A 14489-nucleotide genomic window follows, 5' to 3' on the forward strand; every position below is an offset into this window, starting at 1 on the left:
TCCGGAGGCTTTTTCTTTCAACTAACTAAAAAAAATACTATTTACTATTCTATAAAGTATCTGCAGCTATTTCCATTTCAACTTCAGTAGAATCTTTTTGCTTCGGTTTAGAATTCCCGAAAATATCGATCACTCCTTTTATTCCGCCTGTATTAATATCTTCAGATTTTAATGATTGCATCATTTCCATGATCTTCTCAGGATCCATATTTTCCCCTAATACCCGAGCAACTCCAAGCCCTTTTTCATTATCATATCCATATACGATTAGCTCATCGATAGCATCTTCCTCACCAATAAAGTACAGAGCCGCCTTGCGGTCGCTACCACCGTATCGCATCAACAATTGATATTTCTCATCCTGGAAGATCTCATCCAGTTTAATTTTTTCTTCTTCAAATTTCTGAGGATTCGCCTCTTTTTCGAGAGCCAGTACATTTATTTTCTTGATAGTTTCCATGGTAGACTTTTGCTCTTCATCAAGCGCATCTGCATTGGTGAATAAACTGGTAGGAACATCTACAGCGAGAAAGTCGGTGTCCTGCTGATTCTCTACATAATACTTCTGTAAAGATTTTTCGTTATTACAGGATACTGCAAGTAAGGTAATGGTGCTTAAGACTAATAATTTGATTGATTTCATAAGATTAAGATTTTTTGTTAGCTTTCTTTAATTCTTCGGCTCCAGGAACTTTTAGGTCTGCCGTTAATTTCGATAATTGTGAAAGATCGATCTGGCCCGTAATGCTAAGAATGATATTCATAGGCTCTGATCCTTCGGTTCCTTCAAGAAACATAAAAAGTTCGCTTACATAATTATCATTCTTTCCAGGCAGAGAATAAAATTTAATATTCTTACCATCGTCATTCACTCGCATGAGCTCTTCAAGACTGCCTTTAGCCAGGTAAGATTTTACATCACTTGACATTTGGGACATCACTTTAGGGTTTGATGATTTATAGATCTGGATTCTTTCCAAATTCTCTATAAGCTTCATATACTGTTGAGATTCCGGATCATTTTCACTGAGGTCTACTTTAGCCAGCATTTTAAACATTTTACTGGTCATCACCATCGCATCGACTTCTTTCATATTCTCATATTTCTCGAAGTTTTGAGCCTGGCTAAACATTGGAGCTGCAGCTAACAGCAGGGCAATTACTAACTTATTCATATTTTATAGATTTAGTTTAATTCAATTATTTGATTTTTAGTTTTATTAAATTCCTGCAAATAAACAAGGTCTGCGGTGCCTTCATTCATCATTGCTGAAACCATTTTCAAGGTTTGTTTCGTCTTTTCAAGAACTTGCTCCTGTTCGGTGATAGAACTCATTTCCGAATTTGTTAAAGATGCCTGTGGCTGGTTGAAGTAAAAAAGACCTAAGGCAACGATGATCACTGCAGCTATTGAAGTCCATGCAAACCAGTAGTTTCTCTTATCTAGTTCTATGGGTTCACTCTCCTCATATGTAGTGCTACTTTCTTGTGATTGAAATTTGAAAAGCAATGCATACGTTTCCAAATGTTCAGGTATTTCTTCCTGACTAAAATATTCTCTCAACTCCTTTTCTTCAGCAAGAGTTGTCTCACCTTCCTCATACCGACTGATTAACTTTTCTAACCTATTTAATTCCATAGTTATGTTTTTTTATCAGCTTTTCTCTTATAGCTTTTCTGGCTCTGGAAAGCGCAACGCGTATAGCTGTATGATTCATATTTGTAATTTCAGCGATTTCATCGTAGTCATATTGTTCCACATCTCTTAGCTGAAAGATCAATTTTTGTTGTTCAGGCAAACTGTCAACAATCCTGCCTAACCACTGCATTTCATCATTTACTTCAATTTCTGTCTGTAAAGGAATTTGTTTGCTTTCATAATTTTGATGTACAATTCTCAGATTATTATTTTGCTTTAGTTTTAATTGATCCAGACAGTAATTTTTGGTGACCGTCATCGCAAAAGCTTCTACATTGGCATAATGCTTGATCTTATCCTTTCGGCTCCATAGTTTTAATATCACTTCCTGAGTAGCATCTTCTGCCGCATCTCTTGATGTGAGGAGTCTCAACGCCAATCGATATATTTTATCCTTTACAGGATTAATATAATTAAGAAAGATTCGCTCTTGCATTAAATGTTGGTTAGTTTGATACTGCCTCGTTATACTTACGACGAATAGGAACTAGAAATGTTACAATAAATTTTTTATTTGCCTTTATGTAAGTATTTTTAAAAAAAATTTAGAAAAATTTAACCCTTTATTATATTATGAAAATAAGTAAATACTTAATGCTTTTTGCTGTTGCAGGAAGTTTACTTACCGGATGTTCTAGTGATGATGATGGATCTGGAGTAACTGAAAAACCCGTAGAGCCACCAGTAACTGGTGAAACTCCAGAAGAAAATCTTGAATTGGAGATCAAGGATTTTGTTTGGAAAGGAATGAACGAGATTTATGTTTATAAAAGTCAGGTTCCTGAACTTGGAAATAGCTTTTTTGACACACAAAGCGAACTCAACGAGTATTTAATGACATTCGATTCTCCTGAAAGTCTTTTCAATGATGGTTTGACGATAGACCAGGACCGTTTTAGTTTTATTACCGATGATTATATAGCCCTAGAGAATAGCTTTGCTGGTGTTTCTGAAACGACGGGCGTTGATTTCCGACTTTATAGATTTTCTGGAAGTGATGATCTTTTTGGTGTAGTTCGTTATATAATTCCTGGATCTAACGCCGAAAATGCTAATATAGAAAGAGGAGACCTGTTTACCACATTAAATGGACAAACGCTTAACATTTCTAATTATCGCGGATTACTAGAGGAAACTACACTTACCTTTGGTCTTGCTACTATTGAAGATAATACTGTATCTTCAACTGGAGAAGAAGTAACTATCGATACTCAGGTATTAACAGAAAACCCGATCCTTGTCACCAATGTACTTGATGTAAATGGAACCAAGGTTGGATATATGCTTTACAATAGCTTTGTAGCCGACTTTGACGATGAAATGAACGCTGCATTTGCAGATTTCCAGGCTGCGGGGATTACCGAATTGATTCTTGACCTGCGTTATAATGGTGGTGGCCGTGTTAGTTCAGCTACCAGATTAGCTAGTATGATCACAGGACAGTTTACCGGTGAGATATTCGCTAAACAACGGTGGAATGCAGATTATCAGAATTACTTCCTTAGCAATGATCCAGACAGGTTGTTCAATAGATTTACTACAACTCTTGAGGGAGGTGAGGCGATCAACAGTCTAAATCTTACAAGATTATATGCAATCGTTTCCAGTTCTACAGCTTCGGCCAGTGAACTGGTTGTAAATGGGCTTGCTCCTTACATAGATGTGGTTACAATAGGAGACCAAACTGTAGGGAAATCACAGGCATCTGTAACCCTATATGACTCAAGTAATTTTGGAAGAACTGGAGCTAATCCAGATCATACGTATGCGATTCAGCCATTGGTTTATGAGTCTGTTAACTCAAATGATGTAGGTGTGCCATTTGACGGAATTACTCCAGATACTGAAATAGTTGAGAGCATATCAGATCTTGGAGTTCTTGGAGAAGCTTCAGACCCATTGCTGAATGCTGCTCTAAATGTTATCGCTGGAAACAGAGGTATGATTTCCACTCAGAAAGAGTACTGGTATAACGAATTCAGCGAGTCTGGAGTTCAAAAAGCGACGTATCAGAAAATGTATATTGACGAATTACCTGAAATTCCAGGTCAGAATAAAAGATTACAATTCTCTAAATAATTGAGAATTAAATAATAAAAAAAACCCAGCTCATTGAGCTGGGTTTTTTTATTTTAAAATCGATTGACCAATTAATCGATGAAATAAAAACTATTTGGATTAACTCCTACTTCAAATTCATTCTCTAATTCACCTGAATTATTGTAAATTCTTACTGTACCTGCAGAAGCGTAGTCTTTAGCATCTCCTGTCCAGATGAATCCATCTTCCACATCAAACGCATATAAAGTAATTACGTCGGTAAATTCGAATAAACTTTCTTCTGGAAATGTTGTGGCTGTCTCAGCTAAACCATATACCGCTAATCCTGATGTAAAATAAAACATGTCATTTTCAAAAACGAGATTTCTAGCACTATTCACTTCTTCAGGAAAATCAATATGGTAAGTCTCCTCTCCGGAATCTAAATTAAAAACCTGCAATTGTGACGAGGACAAAGCAAATAGCTGCTCACCTTCAATTTCAAAAGAATTTACCCCTTCCACAGTAGTATACGTTTTAGTTATTGAATTGGTTGCGGGATCAAAAGCATGGACTGCATTCCCAGTTCCAAATGAAGCTCCTTCAACATAAATAACGCCATCTTCTTCATCTACAAAATCAAGATAAGTACCAGCCACTACTGTTTCTTCCACTTCAAGAGAAGTAAGATCAATAACTGCAATAAAGTCATCGGTTCCTGTACTAAAGTCGGCCAGATTTGTTACATAAGCCTTTCCGTCATAGACCACTCCATAATACGGAATATTTAGACCACTATCTACCTGACCTTTATATTCAAACGTGTAACGATCAACTACTGTAATTAGATTGGAGCCATTGGCAATAATGTACGCGTTATCTTCATCAAAGAACATAGATTGTACAAATTTACCAAGATCCATTTCTGGATTTACCGTTTCAAAAATATTGTTCTCTATAGAAGTACTGGCGGCATCTAAGAAGGAAACGGTCCCGGTAGATTGAGAGCCTTCATTTACCACAAAAACACCATTGGTATAGGCAGCACTTTCAGGCGGTGTTGGTTCTACAATATCGTTATTATCATCACTACTACAGGAGTGTAATAAAAAAGAACCTATGAGGCTCAAAGTAAAAAGTTTGGTGATTTTCATTGTTAATTAGAATTTAAAATTGATATAAAAATTAAAATTGATTCCCGGCATCCACCGGTCTTCGACGTTTTGATAGGCTGTATCAAATAAATTGTTTGCTCTTCCGCCCAGCTCCCACTCTCTTTCCCTGCCCATAGTGTAAGCCAATGCCAGATTGGCTAGAAAATACCCAGGGAGCTCTTCGCTATGATCTGTCCTGGTATATACTAAGCCATTATATAAAACCTGTATAGAAGGCGTGAAATGATGAAAACTGTAACTCAAATTTCCTGTTGCTTTGTGGAATGGGACGTAAATTAACTGCCTGCTGGTTTCCTGATTTCTAGAAATTGTATAAGCATAGCTAAGCCTGGCATGGAAGTTTTGATCTTTTGAAAAAGTTTTATTCCAATTAAAAAAAGACTCCAATCCATAGATATTTACTTCGTCTTCATTTCCTGGTCGCCATATTCCATCGGTTCCGGGTAACCATCGTATCATATCACTTACGTCATTATAATAAAAAGTAACTCCGGCTTCCATATTTTGAACACTAAACTGGTTCCCAAGTTCAGCCTGTAAAGATTTTTCAGTATTTATGTCAGGATTTCCTGCGGAAGACCAGTATAAATCATTATACGTCGGAATCCTGAAGTTTTTTGAAGCATTTAATTTCAGCGTATAGAAATCTGTCAGCTCATAATTCACTCCGAGCGAAAATAAGAGCGGACTCTCATAATTCCCGGTAATTTCCTTTCTAAGTCCCGCTTCATACTGTAAGACATCTGTAATTTGATGTTTTCCCAAAATAGCTGCTGAAAAAATATTCCGGTCGTTATTCCCAATGTTGCTTCCTTCCCCATCGGTATAGGTGTTTTGAATTACGGTGTTCAGCAGAATATCAGAATTTAGATTATAATCGAGATCGTATTTGGCGATTAAGCTTTTTGTTACTCCGAAAGAGTAACTATCAGACTCAGTATTCGCAAAATATTTATATTCTTCATTGATAAGAGCTAAACTCGTAGTTTGCTGGAAATCTGAAAGATCAGCATGCCATTCCAACAAATTTCGATTGTTGAGATCCAGGTATTTGGTTCTGTTTTCTGAAGGACGTATTAAGGAAAAATGACGTTTACCACCATAGGTTTCACTAATAAATTTTAAAGTATGGTCTGAATCAATTCTATAACCCAATGCTATATTCACGCTATGATTGTAATACGCTCCATTTAAATTTTCTCCGCGATCGCCGGGAAACTCATAATTATTGTCGCTACTATTCCTGGCAAGTGCTAAATTTAAACTCCAATTATTCTTAGCCAGTTTAAAATTGTATCGAGTATCTACTGTATTAAAACTTCCGTACTGCAATAGCAACTGGTGTTCCTGTTTATTTCTAAATGATACTGAATTATTAAAATGAACGCTTCCGCCAATAGCTCCGGTACCATAAACCACACTACCCCCACCACCCCTAATTGAAATCTGATCATAGGCACCTGTATTCACAGTGTTAAAATCGAGCTGACCATTAAATTGTGAATTGATATTAATTCCATTCCAAATTACTGCTGTTTGGGATGCAGTAGTTCCTCGAAATGAAGGGGAAGAGACCATTCCACGACCATTTTCCTTGAAATAAATTGAGGAATTAAAATTTAAAATATCGGTTAATTGCGGCAGATTCTTTTTAAGTAGGGAGTCTGAAATTTTTGTAATATGCTGACCCGTTGAAAATTGCTGAAGCTTTACATCACTTAGCTCTACCTCCTGTAGCCAGTGAATGGAATCACTTTGAGCACGAGCTGATATACAGCAAATGCCAATAAGAATTAAAAAAATGTAGTTCGTTCTGTTCATAATCTGCCGACCTTTATCCCGAAAGTCACTCGATACTAGTTGAAATTCGGGCAGGTCTCCTGGCTCGCGTACTACAATTTACCTTCCCGCCTGTTGGCAGTGGTTTGAAGAATAATTGCAGCCACCCAATCGGGCTAAGCTTACAGTTGCGGGAACAGCTCAGGCTATTGATAAAATCTCTCCTGATTCCCTTTTAATTAACGCAGAAATAAATCGACGTCAAACCAAAATTTCGAGGCGAAAATAAACAATTAAGTTTGGTAAGTCTTTCAAAAATTTAAATAATCTTACTTTTGGTGACCAAAAAACATTCGTGAAGCAGTTTATTTTTATAATTCTTTGTATCGTTTTAATTTCCTGCAAGGACAATTCATCCCGGCAGGAAACTGTAAATCAGTCAGTTGAAACTACCTCAATTAAATATGCAGAGGGCTTTAGCATAAAATCCTATGAAAATTATAAGATCCTGGAAGTAGCCACCCCATGGCCAGGAGCAAAGAAAACTTTCAGGTATGTACTTCACCAGTCCGGTGCCACTATCCCAGACAGCATCGACTTTGATGAAAAGCTGGAAATTCCCGTAAAAAATATCGTAGTCACCTCCACAACCCATATTCCGGCGCTCGAAGCTTTAGGTCTGGAAAATAAATTGACTGGCTTTCCTGGTACCCGGTATATCTCTTCAGAAAAAACCAGGAAACTGATCGACTCAGGAAGTATACAGGAACTTGGTCAAAACGAGAATATCAATACAGAGATCCTGATCGACCTATCGCCCGATGTAGTTGTTGGATTTGCGATCGATGCCACTAATAAAAGTCTTGAAACAATAAAAAAAACCGGAATTCCTGTACTTTACAACGGAGACTGGACTGAAAAAACACCTTTAGGTAAAGCTGAATGGATCAAGTTTTTTGGTGTGTTGTTTGACAAAAATGAGGAGGCTGAAAAAATTTTCGATGATATTGAAACCTCCTACCTTAAAGCAAAAGAATTAGCTTCTCTATCTAAAACTAAACCAGTAGTCATAGCCGGTTCCATGTATAATGACAAGTGGTATGTTCCCTATGGAAATAGCTGGCAGGCGCAATTTATTAAAGATGCTAATGCAAGTTATCTATATGCTGATACTGAAGGAGAAGGAAGTTTGGCGCTTTCATTCGAAAGTGTACTTGACAAAGCTGGTAATGCCGATACCTGGATAAGTTCCGGCCAGTTTGAGAGCTATGCTCAACTAACTGAGAACTCGGTTCACTACGATAAATTCAAAGCGGTAAACGATAAAGAGGTTTATACCGTGAGCTTATCAAAAGGCGCTACTGGCGGAGTTCTTTTTTATGAACTTGGTCCACAACGCCCAGATCTAATCTTAAAAGACCTAATCACAATCTTTCATCCTGATCTTCTTCAGGATCATGAGAATGTATTTTTCAAACCTCTCAACTAATGTGGAGCAGGAAAAAGTATACTTTAACCATAGTCTTCCTGGGAGTTGCCCTTCTATGCTGCCTGCTACTCAATATTAGCCTGGGATCGGTAAGCATACCTTTTTCTGAAGTAATTGCCTCTCTTACTGGTTTTGCAGTAGAAAAAGAAACCTGGAGATATATAATTCTGGAATTCAGATTACCGAAGGCGATAACAGCGATTATCACAGGATCTGGACTGGCGGTTAGTGGTTTGCTTATGCAGACTTTATTCAGGAATCCCCTGGCAGGACCGTATGTACTGGGATTGAGCAGTGGTGCCAGCCTTGGAGTTGCCATCGTATTTATGGGATCTGCACTGTTCGGCGCTGGTTTTGCCGCAATATTATTATCAAAATGGAGTCTGGTCATAGCATCTAGTCTGGGGAGCTTACTGGTATTGTTAGCTGTGATAGTTGCCTCCCTCAAATTAAAGGACACTATGGCGATATTGATCATAGGTCTTATGTTTGCCAGTTTCACTGCTGCGATCGTAAGTGTCCTGGCCTACTTTAGTCCCGCTGCAGATCTTCAGCAGTATATATTCTGGTCCTATGGCAGCCTGGGTAACCTGAGTTGGGAAGAAGTAAGTATCCTGGCCATTTTCTGGACCGCAGGCATTCTGATAACTCTGGCTTCCATTAAAAATCTCAATTCCTTGCTTCTTGGCGAACAGTACGCAAAAAGTATGGGAACCAATATCAAAAGAAATAGATTCCTGGTGATTTTGGCAACCAGCCTGCTCGCTGGCAGTATTACCGCATTCGCTGGTCCAATTGCATTCATAGGGCTGGCGGTACCGCATTTAATAAGACAGATCATCCCTTCTGCAAACCATATTATTTTGTTCCCGGCGATAATTTTTGGTGGAGCTATCTTAATGTTATTGTGTGATATTGTTTCTCAGTTACCCGGTAGTGAATTTAGTTTACCAATAAATGCCATCACTTCGCTTATTGGAGCACCCGTTGTTATTTGGCTTCTAATAAGAAAACGTAGATTTAATTTCTAATGGAGAACAAAAACTCAAATAGCATTTTAAAAACTAGCGGACTCTCCATAGGTTATTCTGAAAGATCTACAGCTAAGATCATTGCTGAAAATATTGATTTTGAGAGCGATAGGAACGAGCTTACTGCAGTTATAGGAGTAAATGGCGCTGGAAAATCTACTTTACTCAAAACATTAAGTGGATCACTTGAACCTCTTAAGGGTGAGGTTATTGTAAATAATAAAAATATAAGCAACATCGGTTCAGAAGAGCTTTCAAAACAGCTTAGCCTTGTACTTACTGAACAAAATGTTTCAAGGAATTTAAGCGTCCGGGAATTGATCGCTCTGGGTCGGCAACCATACACGAACTGGATCGGAAAACTGGATCGGGAAGATAAAGAAGCCGTACAGAATGCAATAGAACTTGTTAACATAAAAGAACTCGCAAAGACAAAGTGTTACGAACTTAGCGACGGACAGTTTCAGAAGGTCTTAATAGCCAGGGCGATTGCACAGGACACTTCTTTGATCATCCTGGATGAACCTACCACTCATCTTGACATTTATCATAAAGCGTTTATGCTGAAACTACTGAAACAACTTACAGAAAAGACCGGTAAGGCGATCATCTTTGCAACTCATGAGATCAACCTGGCCATACAACTTTGTGATAAGCTAATCATTTTGAAAGATAGTAAATCATTTACTGGTACGCCGAAGGAGTTGATGGCCTCTGGTGTATTCGATTCGTTATTTCCTTCTGAACTTATTACCTTCGACAGGCAATCGGCTAGCTTCAGAATAAGCAGCTAAAACCGATAAAATACGCTGAAGAATTTCCGAATTAATTATATTTAGCAAACTACGATTTATGCCTGAACCGGTCTTCCTGATGATTCTCTGTCTGTTTGTTTTCGCCTTAGGTTTCGCCCTTGCATACTTTGTGAAAGGCACAAAATCAAAAGAGGTTTTAAAAAATGCTGACTATCAAATTGATCAACTTAAACTTCAGATAGATAGTGATAGAAAACTTTACACCAGTCAGTTAGAAGATCATAAAACGAACATATCACAGCTTAAAAATGAAAGCATAGAAGTGCTTCAGAAAAAAGAAGAGCAATTGGAAACTCTTAGAAATGAGCGTGGAAAAATTCAGATTCTATTGACACAGAAAGAAGCCGAAAATGAGCACCTACTAGAGAAAAGTAAGACCCTGAACCTGGAAATTGAGAAACTGCACGCAAAATTTAACGAGCAGTTTGAAAACCTCGCTAATCGCATCTTCGAACAAAAATCCGAAAAGTTCACGGATCTGAATCAGAAGAATATTTCTGCGATTCTGAATCCGCTTGATAAAAAATTAAAAGAATTTGAAGATAAAATTAATGATAGCAACCTGGCTTCAGTAAAAAGACATGCAGAACTGGGAGAAAAATTACGATTTCTGAATGAGCAAAATATTAAAATTAGCGAAGAAGCGAACAATCTCACCAAGGCTTTAAAAGGGAACACCAAAATGCAGGGAAACTGGGGTGAAATGATCCTGGAGCGGGTCCTGGAAAAAAGCGGACTTACCAAAGGCAACGAATATGATGTGCAGCAAAGTATTTCCACACAGGAAGGAAAACGAGTAATCCCGGATGTAGTGATCAATCTGCCGGGTGATAAAAAGATGATCGTGGATTCTAAAGTTTCGCTTAATGCTTATGAAAGGTATGTAAATGCCGAAGATCTCACTGAGCAGTCTGCTCATCTTAAAGATCATCTGCTCGCCTTAAAACAGCGTGTTCAGGAATTAAGTAAAAAGAATTACCAGATGCTTCACCAGGAGGCAAGCCCCGATTTTGTACTGTTGTTCATCCCAATTGAAGCGGCATTTGCGGTTGCTAGCAATGAAAACCCTAATCTTTACAACGAAGCTTTTGAGCAAAACATTATTCTGGTAACTCCTACCACCCTGCTCGCGGTACTAAGAACGATTGAAAGTATGTGGCAGAACGAAAAGCAAAAGCAAAATGCGATAGAGATCGCGAACGAGGCCGGTGCTTTGTATGATTCATTTACAAATCTCACCATAGAACTGGAAAAAGTTGGCAGACAGATTGGTACAGTTCAGAATTCGTATGACGGAGCCATGAAAAAACTAACTGGAAAAGGAAATCTTATTAGAAAAGTGGAGCGATTGAAAAAACTTGGAGCTAAAGCCTCAAAACAGATCGACCCTAAACTAATTCGAGACTCAAATTCAGAAACTTTGAACGAGAATTAAATATCTTGCAGCCATGAAATTCTGGATCAGTTCAATTTTATTCATCTTTTTATGCACCACCCAGGCGCAGGAGATCTATTTTCCTGCAGATACACTCTGGGAATCAAAGTCACCCGAAACTTTCGATCTCAGCCTGGATGCAGCAATCAACTTTGCTAAGAAAAATGAATATTCCGGAGCCCGAGACCTTGAACAAGCCATTTTGAAAGGTTTTGAACGGGAACCTTTTCACAAGATTATGGGACCCGTAAAGCGCCGTGGTGGTCCGGCAGGATTGATATTAAAAAACGGCTATAAAATTGCTGAATGGGGCGATATTCAAAGAGTGGATATGACCTTTAGTGTTACCAAAAGCTTTCTTTCTACTACCGCGTTAATTGCTTTACAGAAAAATATCATTCGCAACCTCAATGATACCGTATCAGGATATGTCTGGGATGGCACATTTGACGATCCACACAATTCTAAAATTACATGGAAACACTTACTTCAGCAAAATTCTGACTGGAGTGGTGAGTTGTGGGATAGCCATGACTGGGCAGACAGACCCTCGGCAAGTGGAAATATTGATAGCTGGAGATCCCGCAAGTTAAATGAACCGGGTACATTTTTTAAATATAATGATGTACGAGTAAATGTACTCGCTTATAGCCTGCTGCAAGTCTTCAGAAAGCCTTTGCCTGCCGTTTTGAAGGAAAATATTATGGACCCAATTGGGGCATCACATTCCTGGCGCTGGTTTGGTTATGACAATTCCTGGACAACCATCGATGGCTATAAAATGCAATCTGTAAGCGGCGGAGGTCATTCTGGTGGTGGCATGTTTATCAATACTAAAGATATGGCCAGGTTCGGATTATTATTCCTGAATAATGGCGTGTGGAACAATGAAAAACTTCTTGAAAAAGATCTTATTAGAGAGGCTTTAACACCTTCTACTTCCAACACGAATTATGGTTATATGTGGTGGCTGAATGCCGAAGGAGACCGACATATGGATGGTTTAGATAAAGATCTTTTTTACGCAGCTGGATTTGGAGGTAATTTTATCATCATTGACCAAAAACAAAAATTAGTAATCGTGACCCGATGGCTTGAACCTTCCAAACTGGAAGAATTCCTCAACCTGATCTATAAAAATCAATAATATGAAAAAAACATTAATATATATACTAGGTGGTATATTCATACTCTGGCTGCTTTGTTATGCATTTGTATATTTTGTGCCTTATAGTGAAGGAACCAGAAGCGGTGAGCTCATCAAATTCAGCCGCAAAGGAGTGATCACAAAAACCTGGGAAGGCGAAATAAGCCAGGGAATAAGCGGTGCTCAGATATTTAGTTTTTCTGTTCTCGATAAAAATGACGAAGTGATCAAAGATCTTCAGGAGTATGAAGGGAATTACGTAAAGCTCACCTACATCGAACGCTATTCCACCTTCTTTTTCTGGGGAGACAGCAAATATTTTATTACTGAAGTAGAACAATCTCAAAGTCCACATTTTAGAAGATAATATGCAGCAAAATTATAAAAGCGTTGAAGTAAGCCAGGTCGTTATCTCCGAATTGATGCTACCCTCTCACTCCAATTTTAACGGCAAGATTCATGGTGGCTATATATTATCACTCCTTGATCAAATAGCCTTCGCATGTGCCTCGAAACATTCAAGGGCCTATTGTGTTACTGCAAGCGTGGATACCGTTGATTTTCTGAAGCCTATTGAGATCGGTGAACTGGTGACAATGAAAGCTTCTGTAAATTATGTGGGTAGAAGCTCTATGGTAATAGGAATTCGCGTGGAATCTGAAAATATTCAAACGGGTGCTATTAAACATTGCAACAGTTCGTATTTCACAATGGTTGCAAAGGATAAAGAAGGGAATTCCATTGAAGTTCCAGGTTTAGTCCTGAAATCTGATGATGAAATTCGGCGTTTCGCTAAAAGTATCAAACGTAAGGAAATGAAGGATTTCAGAGTAAATGAATTTCATGAAACCGATTTTGCTTCTGAAAAATATTTGCATATTCTGGAAGATCATAAGGCTAAAATTGAGATGCATTCGTGAGATCGAACTGGTTTATCATAGCGATATTTGTTGCGATCGCAATAGCATACTTTCTTCCGAAGGGCCCGGAAATTCTACCTTTAAAAAACATTACCGACATAGGAATTGGACTCATATTCTTTTTCTACGGACTCAAATTATCGCCGGCAGAGTTTAAACAGGGTTTGATGAATTATAAGATTCATATCATTATTCATTTAGCCACTTTTGTTGTTTTCCCACTTCTGTGTATCGCTTGTCTACCTCTATTTGAAGAGGGGCTGCAATCTGAATCCTGGATTGCGCTGTTCTTTCTGGGAACCCTGCCTTCTACCGTCTCATCATCTGTAGTAATGGTCGCGCTGGCGAAAGGAAATCTGCCTGCGGCTATATTTAATGCTAGTTTATCCGGACTTATTGGAATACTTGCAACGCCACTATGGTTGGGACTGGTACTGGAAAGCTCAACAGATTTTGACTTTTTTAGCGTATTGCAAAAATTGATGCTGCAAATCGTAGCACCTTTGCTAATTGGATTATTTCTTCAAAAGTTTCTGGGAAACTGGGCCAGAAAACACGGTAAGAAGCTTAGTAATTTTGACAAGGCTACGATTATATTAATCATTTATACAAGTTTCAGCAATTCATTTTCCTCAAACATCTTTGTTAATATTAGCTGGAGTGAGATCTTAAAAATGGCAGGAATCGTTATTGTTCTTTTCTTTCTGGTGTATTACGGCACCCTGTTCGCGAGTAAGGCATTAAAATTGAACACAAGCGATACCATTACTGCTCAATTTTGCGGAACAAAAAAATCCTTAGTGCATGGCTCTGTAATGGTTCGGGTGATCTTCGGAAGTACAGCAAATTCTGGATTGATACTACTTCCCATCATGCTGTATCATTCCACTCAACTTATTTTGATCGCATGGTTCGCTGAAAAATATAGAAGCAGGAAATCAGATCTTCAATAATTATCC

At 38.2% G+C, this 14489-nt stretch carries 15 protein-coding genes and 1 riboswitch; of the genes, 9 read left to right on the forward strand and 6 right to left on the reverse strand.

What is annotated here, in order from left to right; all coding sequences use genetic code 11:
- Positions 1–49 precede the first annotated feature (49 nt).
- Genes QZ620_RS03175 through QZ620_RS03190 form a run of 4 tightly spaced genes read right to left on the reverse strand, consistent with a single transcriptional unit; the run spans position 50 to position 2135 of the window.
- Positions 50–643 (reverse strand): DUF4252 domain-containing protein, encoded by a 594-nt coding sequence (locus QZ620_RS03175; protein ID WP_295179012.1) that lies wholly within the window; start codon positions 641–643, stop codon positions 50–52.
- 4 nt (positions 644–647) lie between these two features.
- On the reverse strand, positions 648–1175 hold the full coding sequence (locus QZ620_RS03180; RefSeq protein WP_295179014.1) for a DUF4252 domain-containing protein: 528 nt from the start codon (positions 1173–1175) through the stop codon (positions 648–650).
- Between the two features lie 11 nt (positions 1176–1186).
- Positions 1187–1639 carry a hypothetical protein gene (locus tag QZ620_RS03185; protein WP_295179016.1) on the reverse strand — a complete coding sequence of 151 codons (453 nt, stop codon included), beginning with the start codon at positions 1637–1639 and terminating at the stop codon, positions 1187–1189.
- Positions 1626–2135: a sigma-70 family RNA polymerase sigma factor gene (locus QZ620_RS03190; RefSeq protein WP_295179018.1), complete on the reverse strand. Its 510-nt coding sequence runs from the start codon at positions 2133–2135 to the stop codon at positions 1626–1628. The genes QZ620_RS03185 and QZ620_RS03190 overlap by 14 nt, the downstream gene beginning before the upstream one ends.
- 137 nt (positions 2136–2272) lie before the next feature.
- Between QZ620_RS03190 and QZ620_RS03195 the strand changes: the two genes are divergently transcribed.
- A complete protein-coding gene (locus tag QZ620_RS03195) occupies positions 2273–3778 on the forward strand; it encodes a S41 family peptidase (protein ID WP_295179020.1) in 1506 nt (501 codons plus the stop codon).
- Positions 3779–3849: 71 nt separating this feature from the next.
- Here the strand turns inward: QZ620_RS03195 and QZ620_RS03200 are convergent, their stop codons facing one another.
- Entirely contained in the window at positions 3850–4893 is a 1044-nt protein-coding gene (locus QZ620_RS03200; RefSeq protein WP_295179022.1) for a DUF5074 domain-containing protein, read from the reverse strand.
- 6 nt (positions 4894–4899) lie between these two features.
- Positions 4900–6735 carry a TonB-dependent siderophore receptor gene (locus QZ620_RS03205; RefSeq protein WP_295179024.1) on the reverse strand — a complete coding sequence of 612 codons (1836 nt, stop codon included), beginning with the start codon at positions 6733–6735 and terminating at the stop codon, positions 4900–4902.
- A gap of 31 nt (positions 6736–6766) precedes the next feature.
- A riboswitch (cobalamin riboswitch) is annotated at positions 6767–6979 on the reverse strand.
- Between the two features lie 69 nt (positions 6980–7048).
- Here QZ620_RS03205 and QZ620_RS03210 point away from each other — a divergent pair.
- Genes QZ620_RS03210 through QZ620_RS03245 form a run of 8 tightly spaced genes read left to right on the forward strand, consistent with a single transcriptional unit; the run spans position 7049 to position 14483 of the window.
- The gene (locus QZ620_RS03210) at positions 7049–8182 is read left to right on the forward strand and encodes an ABC transporter substrate-binding protein (protein ID WP_295179025.1); all 1134 of its coding nucleotides are present in this window, start codon (positions 7049–7051) and stop codon (positions 8180–8182) included.
- Entirely contained in the window at positions 8182–9213 is a 1032-nt protein-coding gene (locus tag QZ620_RS03215) for an iron ABC transporter permease (RefSeq protein WP_295179027.1), read from the forward strand. Before QZ620_RS03210 ends, QZ620_RS03215 begins: the two co-directional genes overlap by 1 nt.
- Positions 9213–10007: an ABC transporter ATP-binding protein gene (locus tag QZ620_RS03220; protein ID WP_295179029.1), complete on the forward strand. Its 795-nt coding sequence runs from the start codon at positions 9213–9215 to the stop codon at positions 10005–10007. The genes QZ620_RS03215 and QZ620_RS03220 overlap by 1 nt, the downstream gene beginning before the upstream one ends.
- 58 nt (positions 10008–10065) lie before the next feature.
- Complete coding sequence (rmuC, locus tag QZ620_RS03225) at positions 10066–11463, forward strand: DNA recombination protein RmuC (protein WP_295179031.1); 1398 nt, start codon at positions 10066–10068, stop codon at positions 11461–11463.
- Positions 11464–11476: 13 nt separating this feature from the next.
- Complete coding sequence (locus QZ620_RS03230; RefSeq protein WP_295179033.1) at positions 11477–12610, forward strand: serine hydrolase; 1134 nt, start codon at positions 11477–11479, stop codon at positions 12608–12610.
- Position 12611: 1 nt separating this feature from the next.
- Complete coding sequence (locus tag QZ620_RS03235) at positions 12612–12977, forward strand: 6-phosphogluconate dehydrogenase (protein WP_295179035.1); 366 nt, start codon at positions 12612–12614, stop codon at positions 12975–12977.
- Between the two features lies 1 nt (position 12978).
- Positions 12979–13530 (forward strand): acyl-CoA thioesterase, encoded by a 552-nt coding sequence (locus QZ620_RS03240; RefSeq protein WP_295179037.1) that lies wholly within the window; start codon positions 12979–12981, stop codon positions 13528–13530.
- A complete protein-coding gene (locus QZ620_RS03245) occupies positions 13527–14483 on the forward strand; it encodes a bile acid:sodium symporter family protein (protein WP_295179039.1) in 957 nt (318 codons plus the stop codon). The genes QZ620_RS03240 and QZ620_RS03245 overlap by 4 nt, the downstream gene beginning before the upstream one ends.
- Positions 14484–14489: the final 6 nt, after the last annotated feature.

The organism is uncultured Christiangramia sp. (assembly GCF_913046405.1).
Lineage (GTDB): Bacteria > Bacteroidota > Bacteroidia > Flavobacteriales > Flavobacteriaceae > Christiangramia > Christiangramia marina.